Source organism: Virgibacillus salarius (assembly GCF_039521925.1).
Classification (GTDB): domain Bacteria; phylum Bacillota; class Bacilli; order Bacillales; family Amphibacillaceae; genus Virgibacillus; species Virgibacillus salarius.
Window position 1 is genome coordinate 24,956 of record NZ_BAAACY010000166.1, and the last position, 13,192, is coordinate 38,147.

Here is a 13,192-nt window from a genome sequence, read left to right on the forward strand (position 1 = left end):
ATACCAAAATAATCCGAACTGATTCGTTCGGGTTATTTTTTGAAGAAATACTTTTGCTTTAGTCTCTTTCATTGCTTTAATGAACAGGGATAATCTAGATAAGATTATTTGTAAAAGCCTCTTTAGGAATTTACATAATGGATAATAATTGCGACGAAAAAAGCTATCTGCTAAATTAAAAGATAGTACATAAATAGGAGGATACGAAATAATGAATATGATGGATGCAAATGAAATTATAAGCTTTATCTCAAACAGCAAAAAAAGTACACCAGTGAAAGTATATATAAAGGGTAATGATTTAAGTCAATTAGAATTAGATAAATCGATTCAATCGTTTTTGGAGAGTAAAAGTGGTGTCTTATTTGGAGAATGGGAAACAATCAAGAGCCTATTAGAGAATAATAAAGATGTTATAGAGGATTATGTGCTGGAAAATGATCGCAGAAATTCGGCAATTCCATTACTAGATTTAAAAGGAATTAATGCTCGTATTGAACCAGGTGCTGTAATTCGTGATCAAGTAGAAATTGGTGACGGTTGTGTCATTATGATGGGAGCAATGATAAATATCGGTTCTGTTATTGGCGCAGGAACGATGATTGATATGAACGCTGTGCTGGGTGGGCGTGCGACAGTTGGTAAGAATTGTCATATTGGCGCAGGAACCGTTCTTGCTGGGGTTATTGAACCACCATCTGCAAAACCGGTTGTCGTAGAAGATGATGTGGTAATTGGAGCAAATGTAGTTGTGTTGGAAGGTGTTACGATAGGGAAAGGAGCAATCGTTGCAGCTGGAGCAATTGTTACAAAGGATGTTGCGCCAAACACATTGGTTGCTGGCACGCCTGCAAAAGTATTAAAAGAAATCGATGAGAATACAAAATCAAAGACAGAGATCAAACAAGAGCTACGGAAATTAAATGACTAAGTAGGGAATAAATATGCTAGAACTAAAAGAGATTAGAAGAGATCTACATCAGATACCCGAACTAGGATTTCAAGAAATAAAAACACAGCAATACTTGCTTGAAAAAATTAAAGATTTCCAGACTGATCGAGTGTCTATTCAATTATGGAAAACAGGTATACTTGTATTTGTAGCGGGATTAGCTCCGGAGAAAACCATAGGTTTTCGAGCTGATATGGATGGATTACCAATTATGGAAAAGACCAATTTAGCGTTTTCTTCCTTGCATCAAGGAAAGATGCATGCTTGTGGTCATGATTTTCATATGACCATTGGACTTGGAGCATTACAGCACATGATAGAAAATCCGATTAAGGATAATTGTTTATTTATATTCCAGCCTGCCGAAGAAGGACCTGGTGGTGCACTTCCATTAATGCAGTCTGAACAATTTAATGATTGGCGTCCAGATGTAATCTTTGCTTTGCATATTGCTCCAGAACTACCAGTAGGTACAGTATCTAGTAAACCAGGGCTGTTATTTGCTAATACTAGTGAACTTTATTTAGATTTTACTGGCAAAGGTGGACACGCTGCATATCCGCATTTAACAAGGGATATGGCGGTTGCTGCAAGTAGTTTTATCGTGCAGATGCAGCAAATTGTTTCGAGAAACATAAACCCGCTGGAGGGTGCGGTTGTCACTATAGGAAAAATGGAAAGTGGATTTGTTCAGAATGCGATTGCAGAGACAGCAAGGCTGGAGGGAACGATTCGAACCGAACATCCTAATGCTATTCAGACGGTAAAAAATCGACTGGAGAAAATGGCTAAAGGTTTTGAAATGGCCTATGATTGTTCCATTACACTTGATTATGGTGCCAATTATTATCAGGTGTATAATGATCACCAGCTGGTGGAACGTTTTTCCGAAATAATTCAAGCGACTGATCTGAATTATATACAAGCAGATGCCGCAATGACTGGTGAGGATTTTGGGTATATGTTAAAAGATATACCCGGATTTATGTTTTGGCTAGGAGTAGATTCTGAATATGGTCTTCACCACGCACAGTTAAATCCTGATGAGGACGCATTATTTGTGGGAGTAGAAGCTGTTACAAAAACAATTAAGATGCTTTCTTTATAGCTTTTGTATATCTTTCTTATTAGTTGCAAAATCTATATATGAATTAAATATATAGAGGAGGCAATGAAAGTGGCACGTATTGGTGTGGAAGAAACATTAACAGATGTTAAAGAGGCATTAATGGAGATGGGACATGAGGTTGTAGATTTAAAAAATGCAGACGATGCTGCATATTGTGATTGTTGTATTATTTCTGGACAGGATAAGAATTTAATGGGTGTGACGGATACACAAATTGCTGGTGCTGTAATTAATGCTCAAGGATTCAGTGCAAATGATGTTTGCCAAATGGTAAATCATAAATTAGATTAATTTTTCTCTTAAATATTCTTATTTTCAACGAACCATTTTATCCAACTATTCATATATAGGTATGGGTAGACGGTTGAATTTAAGGATACTTTAGGAGGTAGTAGCATGCGTTTACGTGATGAGATGCCGGAATTAAATGGAGCCACTAATTGGTTAAACAGTGATTCGATTACCAAGGAAGATTTAATCGGCTCAAAACCAACATTCATCCATTTTTGGTCTGTCAGTTGTCATCTATGTAAAAAAGCCATTCCTAGAATTAATCAATTACGAGATACTTATCAAGGGAATTTACAGGTTATTTCAGTTCATATACCACGTTCTATAAGTGATAAGAACATGAAGAAAATCAAACTAGTTGTAGCTAATTATGGTATGCATGAACCGATTATTGTAGATAACAATGATGAGATAACAGATGCATTTGGATTGAATTATGTTCCGTCGTTTTATCTATTTGATAAATCAGGAATACTACGTTTTGTACAAAAGGGAAAAAGTAATACCAATATGCTTGAACAGCGAATCCAGCGATTGGTACATGCTGAAAATAACTAACAATAGGCCTCTGCAACGAAGCAGAGGTTTTTGTTTGGGAAAAAATATTATATATAAGAACGATTGTTCGTTTATGCTATAAAGGTAATAAGATAAAAGTTTGATCATGTAACTATTCATGTTTTATATTTTAATAGGTCAAGCCATTGAATGAAGGGTTCATACACATTCATAATTCTTAAAAATAATAACTTGAAAAAAATTTAAAAAATTGAGTTAAAAGAGTGGATATTTATTTCGGAACCCGTTATATTAGTAATTACGGAAATTCATCTAAAGGAGGGAAACACTTGGACACATTTAAAAAGCTAAAGCAATTCTTTTGGCCGTACAAGAAATATTTAATGCTGTCATTATTCTTCTTATTCTTTGTTACAGTCATTACCGTTGTGTATCCAATTATATTGCAACAGACGATTGATAACGTCGTTTTGGCTGATCAGTATGAATTGATACCGTATATTTCAGGAGCATTTTTATTGTTAATGATATTTAAGGGGTTTGCTACGTTTTATCATCAATATTTAGGAGATTTATTTGGGATTATAGCTGTATATAAATTACGTGACGCACTATACGATAAACTACAAAGGCTCTCTTTTAAATACTATGACAATGCAAAAACAGGTGACATCATGTCACGATTAACCGCTGATGTAGAAGGATTTCGTTTTTTCCTATCATTTGGTTTTTCTGAATTACTGCGCATCATTTTACTGATCGGTATTAGTTTAGGAGTAATGTTTTATTTTTCAGTGCCGCTAGCCTTGGTTACGATGGCAGCAATGCCTTTTCTTGGAATCGTTGTGTATCAGTTCGATAAACGGGTTCATCCAGCATTTCGGAAAATTCGTAAGTCGTTTGGAAAGTTAAATACAAGAGTGCAGGAAAATATTAGTGGGATGAATACAGTAAAATCTTTATCCAGAGAGGATTTTGAAATAGGGAGATTTTCTGTAAGCAATGATGATTACCGACAAAACTATTTAAAAACATCTTTCATATGGTCTAAATATTTTCCTTTAATGGAATTTATAGGTAACTTTTGTGCCGTGGCTTTACTGGCATTTGGAGGTTACCTAGTAATTAACGGCAATTTATCTATTGGTGAACTCGTCGCATTCTTTAGCCTGGTTTGGTACATTATGGGTCCGCTAATGAATCTGGGTTTTGTTGTCAATCAATTTTCTCAAGCAAAAGCTTCTGCTGAACGATTGCTAGAAATACTTGAAGCTAAAGAGGATATAGAGGAAAGTGAAACAGCTATCGATCAGCCTATTAAAGGCCATGTAACGTTTAATAATGTGACATTAACCTATTCTGAAAACGATGATTCTGCCCTAAAAGACATTTCATTTGATGCCCCACCAGGGAAAGTAGTTGGCTTAATTGGGTCAACTGGTTCAGGAAAAACAAGTATTACTCAATTAATAACAAGATTCTATGAGCCTGAAAAAGGTGAGGTTCTAGTTGATGGGAGAGCTGTTTCCGACTACCGCATTAAAACCTTACGTCAAGCAATTGGATTTGTATTGCAGGAGCCGTTTCTGTTTTCAACAACAATAAGAGAGAATATTGCATACGGAAACCCAAATGTTTCAGAAGAACAGATTATAGATGCAGCCATGCGAGCACAAGCACATGATTTTATTATGAAGATGCCAAATGGATATGAGACGATGCTTGGGGAGCGAGGAATGGGGCTATCTGGTGGTCAGAAACAACGAATTGCCATTGCCAGAGCAATCTGTATTAATCCAAGTATTCTCGTGTTAGATGATGCAACTTCTGCTGTAGACATGGAGACGGAATTTAAAATACAAAAGGCACTTAAAGAAGTAATGAAAGGTAGAACCTCGTTTATCATTGCCCATCGAATATCATCCTTAAAGCACGCGGATGAAATCATTGTTTTAGAGGATGGTGAGGTTGTAGAGCGAGGTACACATGATTTTCTGTTACAAAATCAGGGAGCTTACCAGCGTATTTATGAGATTCAATATCAGGATCGTGAAGAGATCATGAATAGACAACATGCATAAGGAGGGAAACTATGGCGCAACAAAGAGAGGAAAAAGAGAGTAGACATTTGCAACGATTTTACTATACACAGGATCAAGCTATTGAAAAACCTTTTAACTGGAAGCAAATGTGGAGATTACTTATTTATTTAAAGCCTTATTCGAGAACATACTTACCTGCAGCAATTATTGCAATGCTAGTTTCAACAGCTGTAAGACTTATTGTCCCCATCTTAATTGGTAAAGTAGCGATTGATGTAGCAATTGACGAAGGGAATATTTCGCTTCTTACCTATTTAGTTATTGGTATAGGTATCCTTTACTTACTCAGTTATGTTGGTAACGTCTATCGAATTAAGTGGGTAAATATTCTAGGGCAGAACGTCATTTATGATATTCGACAGCATTTGTTTTCTCATGTACAACATCTATCTCATCGTTTTTTTGATTCTAGATCTGCGGGATCTATTTTAGTACGGATTATGAACGATATTAATTCACTTCAAGAATTATTTACGAATGGAATTATAAATTTATTAATGGACGTTGTTACACTTGTTGGTATCATCGTCATCTTATTCGTATTAAGTCCGAAGTTGGCGCTTGCAATCATGATCATCCTGCCAGTAATGTTTTACCTTACAACAAAGCTTAGAAGAACTATTCGTAGATCTTGGCAATCCGTACGTATTCAACAGTCTCGCATGAATTCCCATTTGAATGAAGGACTTCAAGGTATGCGGATTACCCAGTCATTCTCACAGGAAAAAGAAAACGGGGAATATTTCCATGGAGTAAACTCAGATAATTATAAAAGCTGGAGAGAAGCTACGAGGAAAAGCGCGATGTTTCGTCCATTTGTAGAGATGAGTAATGCAATTGGTACGATCATTCTTATTTCATATGGTGCCTATCTAATTCTTTTAGGTGTGGAGAATGGTGGGATAGAAATAGGAGACTTTGTATCTTTTGCCTTCTTTATTGGCATGTTTTGGGACCCAATTTCTCGACTCGGGCAAATGTATAATCAAATGCTAATGGCAATGGCCGCCTCAGAGCGAATTTTTGAATTCCTTGATGAAAAACCAAATGTAAAAGAGGCAGCAGATGCATATGGAATTGATGACATGAACGGGCATATAGAATTTGACAAGGTAGAGTTTTCTTATGATAATGATCGAATTGCTTTACATGAAATTTCTTTTGAGATTAAGCAAGGTCAAACTATTGCGTTAGTTGGACATACGGGGAGCGGCAAGTCGACAATTGCTAACTTAATCAGTAGATTCTACGATCCTACAAAAGGAAAAGTAAAAATTGACGGGCATGATTTAAAGGAAGTAAATCTAAACAGCTTACGGCAAAAAATAAGTGTAGTGTTACAGGATACATTTATATTCTCAGGCACGATTATAGAGAATATTCGATTTGGTAGGCCAGATGCATCTGATGAAGAAGTAAAAGAGGCAGCAAAGGTTGTTGGAGCAGATGATTTTATTCAGCGATTAGCAAATGGTTATGAAACGGAAGTTGAAGAGCGGGGGAATATTTTATCGGCGGGTGAGAGGCAGCTATTATCTTTTGCAAGAGCATTGCTTGCTAATCCAAGTATTTTAATTTTAGATGAAGCCACGGCAAGTATTGATACGGAGACAGAGGTAAAGATACAAGAAGCATTAGGAAGGCTGCTGAAGGGGAGAACTGCAATTATCATTGCACATCGGTTATCAACCATTAGAGAAGCAGATAATATCTTCGTATTAGAACAAGGAAAAATATTAGAAAGTGGAAATCATAGTGAATTAATGCGTAAGCAAGGAGAATACTATGGATTAGTGAAATCACAATTTCAAATGCTTGATGCAATGTGATTAAGAGGCTGAGACAAAAGAATGAAGAAACAATTAAAAACGGACGATAAATTAATTAAAAAAATTAATTATCGTTCGTTTTTTTGATTAGAATCATTCATTTAGCACCTGAAATAAGCGAGACTCTAGCGGGAACCGCACGAGTCCGAAGATCCAACTGATAACGTGTTTTTCTTTACCAAGTTAGCTGTGGCCGTGTTCGTGGAAAGAGCGTATATTTTCCCGGTGCGGCGATGATACTCCTATTGATAACATGATTATTCGTATTTTGGGTAAAGAAGTTGTGTTTTGTTCCAGCCTCTTTTTAATGGTTTAGAAAACCCCTGCCTATACTGAGTTCTAGAGACCTCCTAGGAAGCAAAAAGCGGCTTCCTGCGGGGTTTTAGGAAGTTGCTTTTTTTGGAGAGGATAGGGAAGCGTTTGGTTCATTTTATACAGGCAGAAATCCCTTTCAGACATCCTTTAAAGTCCAAGATTGTTGTTGACAGAGGCTTACAGTCGCAGCGAAAGCTATCCGTTCACAAAATATTTGTCTCTTTTATTCATATAGAAATATGTGATAAGCTAAGGACAAAGAATAGTGATGGAGGAAACAGGATGAAACGAGAATTTGCGGTAATAGGTCTTGGAAGATTTGGTGGTAGTATTTGTAAAGAGCTTAGCATGGAGGGTATGGAAGTTCTTGCTATTGATAATAATGAGGATCGAGTAAATGAATTTAAAAATATTGCATCACACGCAGTGATTGCTGATTCAACGGATGAAGTGTCGTTGAAAGAATTAGGAGTTAAAAATATAGATCATGTGATTGTGGCAATAGGTGATGATATTCAAGCAAGTATTCTTACGACGGTTATATTGACTGATTTAGGGATTAAAAAAATTACAGTTAAGGCTCAAAATGATTACCATGCAAAAATTTTAAATAAAATTGGTGCTGATCAAGTTGTTCATCCTGAAAGAGATATGGGTAAACGAATAGCGCATAATATTATTTCCAATAATATTTTAGATTATCTAGAATTATCGGATGATCATAGTATTGTCGAAGTTAAAGTAGGAAATAAAATGTTAGGCAAAACATTGGCAGATTTAGATATACGAGCCAACTATGGCTGTAACGTTGTCGCAGTAAAACAAGGAAAGGATATAAATGTCTCACCAAGTGCTGATCACGTCTTCACAGAAGGAGATATACTTATCGTTATCGGTGCGGATAAAGATATTTCTCGCTTCGAAAAACATTTAGTCATCGAGGAATAAAGCTAAAAAAAACATGTAAAACCCAAACTTTATCTGAAATATTTTAGATAAAGTTTGGGTTTTTGTTTTACAGACAGATTGTTCATTTATCGCTCAGTCAGAAGATAAATTTAATCATCTTTATTTAGCGGTTCTACTATTTTACCATTAAACTTCCATAATAATAGGTAACACCATCGGTCTGCGTTTTGTTTTTTCATAAAGAAATGGGGCAATCGTATCTGTTATTTCGTTCTTAATTTCAGACCATTGCGTAGTTTTTCGTTCCATTACTTTATCTAGATGAGAAGCGACTAATTTTTGCGCTTCATTAATGAGATCCTCTGATTCTCTCATATAAACGAATCCTCTAGAGATGATGTCTGGTCCAGCAGAGATTTTAAACTCTTTCATATTTATACTGACAACCACGATTACAAGTCCTTCTTCAGAAAGGATTCGTCGATCTCGTAACACGATATTACCAATATCACCTATGCCGCTTCCATCAACATAAATGGAACCTGAAGGGATTTTTCCAGCTATAATGGCATTATCTTTTCCTAATGCCAATACATCGCCATTATCCATAATAAATGAATTACTTGGCTCTACATCACACGCTTCGGCTAATTTCATATGCTCTTTTAGCATACGGTATTCTCCATGGATAGGCATGAAGTATTTTGGTTTGATAAGGCGAAGCATTAATTTTTGCTCTTCCTGACTACCGTGACCAGAAGTATGAATATTACTTAATTTGCCATGAATAACATCTGCACCAGCTCGGTACAATTTATTAATTGTACGTCCAACACTTATTGTATTTCCAGGGATTGGTGATGAAGAAAATACAACAGTATCACCTGGTATAATTTGAATCTGACGGTGTGTTCCATTGGCAATACGGGAAAGGGCAGCCATAGGTTCACCTTGTGAACCGGTACATAGAATGGTTACTTCTTGAGCTGGAAGACGATTAATCTGATTTGCATCAATAAATGTGTCTTTAGGAGCTTGTATATAACCTAATTCTTGTCCGAGATTAATGGCAGATTCCATACTACGACCGAATACAGCTATTTTACGGTTATTATTAACTGCAGCTTCTACAACCTGTTGAAGTCGATAAATATTTGACGCAAATGTCGCAAATATAACCCTACCATTTACTCTGCTAAAGATATCTTTGATGTTCGCCCCAACCACTTTTTCTGACATGGTAAATCCAGGAACCTCACTGTTCGTACTGTCAGAAAGCAAACAGAGCACACCTTCTTTGCCAATTTCAGCCATCCTAGAAAGATTAGCTGGTTCACCAACAGGTGTAAAGTCAAATTTGAAATCACCAGTATGCACAATGTTACCTGGTGGTGTTTTAACTACGATACCATAAGCATCGGGAATACTGTGAGTAGTAAGGAAAAAGCTAACGGAAGTTTTACGGAATTTAATTATATCGTCTTCTTGTATGGTATTTAATTTAGCGTTTCTTAATAGACCGTGTTCGTCTAATTTGTTACGAATTAATCCGATCGCAAGTTTACCGGCATATATTGGCACATTGATTTCACGAAGAAGATAAGGGATTCCCCCAATATGATCCTCATGACCGTGAGTAATAAATAATCCTTTGATTTTATCCTGGTTTTGCACAAGGTAAGTGTAATCAGGAATTACGTAGTCGATACCTAAAAGTTCATCTTCAGGAAATTTAATTCCAGCATCAATTAATATTATTTCATCCTGGAATTGTACTCCGTACGTATTCTTTCCGATTTCCCCTAGTCCGCCTAATGCAAAAACAGCAGCTTGGTCATTTTTAACGAACTTCATTTTTTATATGTTCTCCACTTTAAAATCATCGGATAATTTTTCGTAATCTAAATGTGCTTCATCCATTTCGTGGATATACTCAATATTATACTTGCGTTCATTTAATTTTTTTCGAACTTGTCTTACAGATTCTCCTTCAACATATACACTCTTCGTACGCTCTCGAACTGGAATTTCTTCTGGCAGTTCTTGATATAAAACTTTGTAAATCATCTCATCTCTCCTTAATTATCATTCTTGTCCATTTCTATTTTTATAACACGTTTATTTACACTAAATTATACCTGATTTGATACATGTTTTTCCTGATTTATCCGATTTCCCGTTTTTGTATTTCCGGCTTTATGGTACCTTTATATTGTTGCGATTGGTACTATCAATGGTAGTCTTTTTTACAAGTTGTAGGTACACGTCCTTGGCCTAAAAAGTCTTTCCAGCGTTTCTTGAGCTTTTCTTTTAGGCGTTTTAACATGACGTTACAGCTCCTTTCTCAGATTTAAGAAAAGCAAGAAAAACGTTCTACCGATCCAATCCCTCTTATCTATAGTATAGTATGAGTTGAGGAAGATTGAAATAAAAATACTTTATTTCTTTTAAAAAATATTTATTATTGCTTTACAGACTTTCTTTTGATACGTTGGTATACTTAGTTTTAACATAGTTTAATTTCTTATACATCCAGAAAAGGGGAATAGCAGAATGCAGAAAAAAATTGTATTTTTTGATATTGATGGCACCTTATTAGATCATCATAAGCAGTTACCAGCTTCAACAAAAGAGGCTATTCAAGAATTAAAAAATAAAGGTGTTTATGTTGCGATAGCGACTGGAAGAGCTCCGTTTATGTTTGAAGATATTCGGAAAGAGTTGGATATTCATTCTTATGTTAGCTTTAATGGACAATTTGTTGTATTTGAAGGAAAAACAGTTTATGAAAATCCACTAGAGAAAGAAGAGCTTGCTAACTTATATAATAAAGCACTGGATTTAGATTATCCGTTAGTCTATTTAAATAATCAGGAAATGAGAGCCTCGGTTTCGGATCACCCCTTTATTTCCGAGAGTATGGGGAGTCTGAAAATTTCCTATCCAAAAGTAGATCCAGATTTTTATAAAGTAAACAAAATTCATCAAGCGTTGATATTTTGTGAAAATGAACAAGAAAAGCTCTTTGCTCGAGCTCATGATCGCCTGCATTTCTTACGCTGGCACGATTATTCATGTGATATTTTACCAATCGGGGGGTCTAAAGCGGTTGGAGTAGAAAAGCTAATTGAAGCTAGTGGATTAGATTTACAAGATACCTATTCGTTTGGAGACGGTTTAAATGATATTGAAATGTTAAAGGAGACAGGTACAGGTATAGCCATGGGAAATGCAGTTCCTGAATTAAAAAAAGTAGCAGATTTTACAACAGCCTCTGTTGATCAGGATGGAATACGAAAAGGATTAGAATATGTAAATTTAGTATAAATGAATAAGAGAAACGGCAGTCCATAAGGGTTCTGCCGTTTCTCTTTATTCTAGTGGTTTTGCATTTTCTGGAATAGCAAAAGGATTATCTTCATTAATATGATCATAAAACATAATACCGTTCAGGTGATCAATCTCATGTTGGAATACGATCGCTGCATAGCCTTTTAATCGTAATTTTAAAGGATTACCTTCCTTATCAAAAGCTTTTACTGTAATGCGTGCATACCTAGGCACGTAGCCTTCCACTGGACGGTCGACAGATAAACACCCCTCACCTGTAGATAAATAGGTTTTTTCTACGGAGTGACTAATTACTTTAGGGTTAACAAGCCCATAGCTGTATTGCTTCCCATTAGGATCTTCGAAGTGTACAGCTACTAATCGCTTATTTAAGCCAAGCTGAGGTGCTGCTAAACCTACCCCTGCGCGTAATTGATATTTTTCAGCTATTTCTTCATCTTGACTATTTTTTAAAAATGTAATCATATCCTCTAATAACTTTTTATCAGCGGTGTTTAATGGATTCTCCACCTCTTCAGCAACAGTTGTTAAAGAAGGATGCCCTTCACGAACAATATCTTTCATGGTTATCATGCATACCACTCCTAATCCTATACTCTATTCTTCATTTCAATTTCATATTTTATCATATTTAAGTTATATTAATCATAGTTTTACTATATACATGCTAGAGCAATTAGATTTATCTTTTGTCCGATATATTTTATGGTATACTGAGAATCGAATAATTGATGGAAAAGTTGTAGGGGGTAATATTCGTGCCATTAAAAAAATCTGCCATTTTCGCAGGAATCATACTTTTATTAGTGATTTCTGCTTGTAGTAGTAAGTCTACTGAGGAAAAAATTCAAGGACATTTAGAGGAAGCTGTTTCTTTAGAACAAGGCTTTGAGGAGCAACAAAGTAAAATTACTGATTTAGAAAAAGAAGAGCAGCAATTATACAGTAAAATTGTCAATCTCGGTATGGACGAAATGGATAAAATTAAGAAATATTCTAAACAAGCAATTGAAACAATTGATCAACGTGCTAAAGAAATAGCTAAAGAAAAGGAAAGTATTGAAGCAGCAAGTAATGAATTCTCTGAAATAGAAGAGCTGATTACTGATCTTGAAGCGGATAAAGTGAAGAAGAAAGCTGAAAATATGAACGAAGTAATGGAAAAGCGCTATGAAACGTATTCAAAGCTAAATAAAGCTTATCAAGAATCGTTAAAACTCGAAAAAGAAATGTATACCATGCTTCAAAAAGAGGATCTTGAGCAAAAGACTTTAACTGAACAAATTAATAAAATAAATGATAGTTATGAAAAGGTTATTGATTTAAATAAAGCGTTTAATGATAATACCGTAAAGTATAATAACTTAAAGAAGGAATTCTATAGTTTGGCAGGTATGGAAGTAAGCTATGAAGAAAACCCTACTGGAGATAAGTCAAATAAAGAAACGAACTCCAAAGAATCTTCAACAGAAAAATAAATAGGTAGTTTTTAGGAATAACACGCTACAGTACCTCTAAAGGTGATGCTGTAGCGTTTTTGTTAGTTTAGGAACTTATAGAGTTTGCCCATGTGGATAAATAGGGGCGTGTTAAGCCGCGTCCAGCTCCAGCGCCCAGAAACGAGGTGACTTCACGAATCGTCCTAATCTAAGCCATCATCGGCTTGCAAGCTTACCGTGCTTCCTTTACCTCCAATCACTCGCTTCAGTCGCTACGTTTCTAATCGGGCGCTTGCGCTTTTGTTCTAAGTTAAGAAAGTATAAAATCAGTGCAATGACTGCGTTAAGCCAAGTAG

General features: G+C 35.7%; 12 protein-coding genes. 9 read left to right on the forward strand and 3 right to left on the reverse strand.

Going from position 1 to position 13,192, the window contains the following annotated elements:
• Positions 1–211: 211 nt before the first annotated feature.
• From dapD to ABDZ84_RS19815, 7 genes are all read left to right on the forward strand, one after another.
• Positions 212–931 carry a 2,3,4,5-tetrahydropyridine-2,6-dicarboxylate N-acetyltransferase gene (dapD, locus tag ABDZ84_RS19785; protein WP_026680741.1) on the forward strand — a complete coding sequence of 240 codons (720 nt, stop codon included), beginning with the start codon at positions 212–214 and terminating at the stop codon, positions 929–931.
• Positions 932–944: 13 nt separating this feature from the next.
• Complete coding sequence (locus ABDZ84_RS19790; RefSeq protein WP_034678870.1) at positions 945–2,060, forward strand: N-acetyldiaminopimelate deacetylase; 1,116 nt, start codon at positions 945–947, stop codon at positions 2,058–2,060.
• Between the two features lie 69 nt (positions 2,061–2,129).
• Positions 2,130–2,372: a YkuS family protein gene (locus tag ABDZ84_RS19795; RefSeq protein ID WP_026680743.1), complete on the forward strand. Its 243-nt coding sequence runs from the start codon at positions 2,130–2,132 to the stop codon at positions 2,370–2,372.
• A 105-nt stretch (positions 2,373–2,477) separates the two neighbouring features.
• Positions 2,478–2,930, forward strand: coding sequence for a TlpA family protein disulfide reductase (locus ABDZ84_RS19800; RefSeq protein WP_026680744.1), 453 nt, complete (start codon positions 2,478–2,480; stop codon positions 2,928–2,930).
• A 290-nt stretch (positions 2,931–3,220) separates the two neighbouring features.
• Positions 3,221–4,972: an ABC transporter ATP-binding protein gene (locus ABDZ84_RS19805; RefSeq protein ID WP_121605029.1), complete on the forward strand. Its 1,752-nt coding sequence runs from the start codon at positions 3,221–3,223 to the stop codon at positions 4,970–4,972.
• Positions 4,973–4,983: 11 nt separating this feature from the next.
• Complete coding sequence (locus ABDZ84_RS19810) at positions 4,984–6,822, forward strand: ABC transporter ATP-binding protein (RefSeq protein ID WP_026680746.1); 1,839 nt, start codon at positions 4,984–4,986, stop codon at positions 6,820–6,822.
• A gap of 597 nt (positions 6,823–7,419) precedes the next feature.
• A complete protein-coding gene (locus ABDZ84_RS19815; RefSeq protein WP_026680747.1) occupies positions 7,420–8,085 on the forward strand; it encodes a potassium channel family protein in 666 nt (221 codons plus the stop codon).
• A gap of 147 nt (positions 8,086–8,232) precedes the next feature.
• On the opposite strand, the gene rnjA is transcribed toward ABDZ84_RS19815, so the two are convergent.
• Both rnjA and ABDZ84_RS19825 read right to left on the reverse strand, forming a co-directional pair.
• A complete protein-coding gene (gene rnjA / locus ABDZ84_RS19820; protein WP_026680748.1) occupies positions 8,233–9,900 on the reverse strand; it encodes a ribonuclease J1 in 1,668 nt (555 codons plus the stop codon).
• A gap of 3 nt (positions 9,901–9,903) precedes the next feature.
• Positions 9,904–10,113 carry a DNA-dependent RNA polymerase subunit epsilon gene (locus ABDZ84_RS19825; RefSeq protein ID WP_026680749.1) on the reverse strand — a complete coding sequence of 70 codons (210 nt, stop codon included), beginning with the start codon at positions 10,111–10,113 and terminating at the stop codon, positions 9,904–9,906.
• Positions 10,114–10,599: 486 nt separating this feature from the next.
• On the opposite strand from ABDZ84_RS19825, the gene ABDZ84_RS19830 reads away from it, so the two are divergent.
• The gene (locus ABDZ84_RS19830; protein ID WP_026680750.1) at positions 10,600–11,373 is read left to right on the forward strand and encodes a Cof-type HAD-IIB family hydrolase; all 774 of its coding nucleotides are present in this window, start codon (positions 10,600–10,602) and stop codon (positions 11,371–11,373) included.
• Positions 11,374–11,418: 45 nt separating this feature from the next.
• On the opposite strand, the gene def is transcribed toward ABDZ84_RS19830, so the two are convergent.
• A complete protein-coding gene (def, locus tag ABDZ84_RS19835) occupies positions 11,419–11,970 on the reverse strand; it encodes a peptide deformylase (RefSeq protein ID WP_026680751.1) in 552 nt (183 codons plus the stop codon).
• 185 nt (positions 11,971–12,155) lie between these two features.
• Here def and ABDZ84_RS19840 point away from each other — a divergent pair, with 185 nt between their 5' ends.
• A complete protein-coding gene (locus tag ABDZ84_RS19840; protein WP_121605032.1) occupies positions 12,156–12,875 on the forward strand; it encodes a YkyA family protein in 720 nt (239 codons plus the stop codon).
• The last annotated feature ends 317 nt before the right edge of the window (positions 12,876–13,192 follow it).

Coding starts and splice junctions, on each gene's coding strand:
- dapD (WP_026680741.1), top strand. CDS start 212: ATGAATATGATGGATGCAAATGAAATTATAAGCTTTATCTCAAACAGC.
- ABDZ84_RS19790 (WP_034678870.1), top strand. CDS start 945: ATGCTAGAACTAAAAGAGATTAGAAGAGATCTACATCAGATACCCGAA.
- ABDZ84_RS19800 (WP_026680744.1), top strand. CDS start 2,478: ATGCGTTTACGTGATGAGATGCCGGAATTAAATGGAGCCACTAATTGG.
- ABDZ84_RS19810 (WP_026680746.1), top strand. CDS start 4,984: ATGGCGCAACAAAGAGAGGAAAAAGAGAGTAGACATTTGCAACGATTT.
- ABDZ84_RS19815 (WP_026680747.1), top strand. CDS start 7,420: ATGAAACGAGAATTTGCGGTAATAGGTCTTGGAAGATTTGGTGGTAGT.
- rnjA (WP_026680748.1), bottom strand. CDS start 9,900: ATGAAGTTCGTTAAAAATGACCAAGCTGCTGTTTTTGCATTAGGCGGA.
- ABDZ84_RS19825 (WP_026680749.1), bottom strand. CDS start 10,113: ATGATTTACAAAGTTTTATATCAAGAACTGCCAGAAGAAATTCCAGTT.
- ABDZ84_RS19830 (WP_026680750.1), top strand. CDS start 10,600: ATGCAGAAAAAAATTGTATTTTTTGATATTGATGGCACCTTATTAGAT.
- def (WP_026680751.1), bottom strand. CDS start 11,970: ATGATAACCATGAAAGATATTGTTCGTGAAGGGCATCCTTCTTTAACA.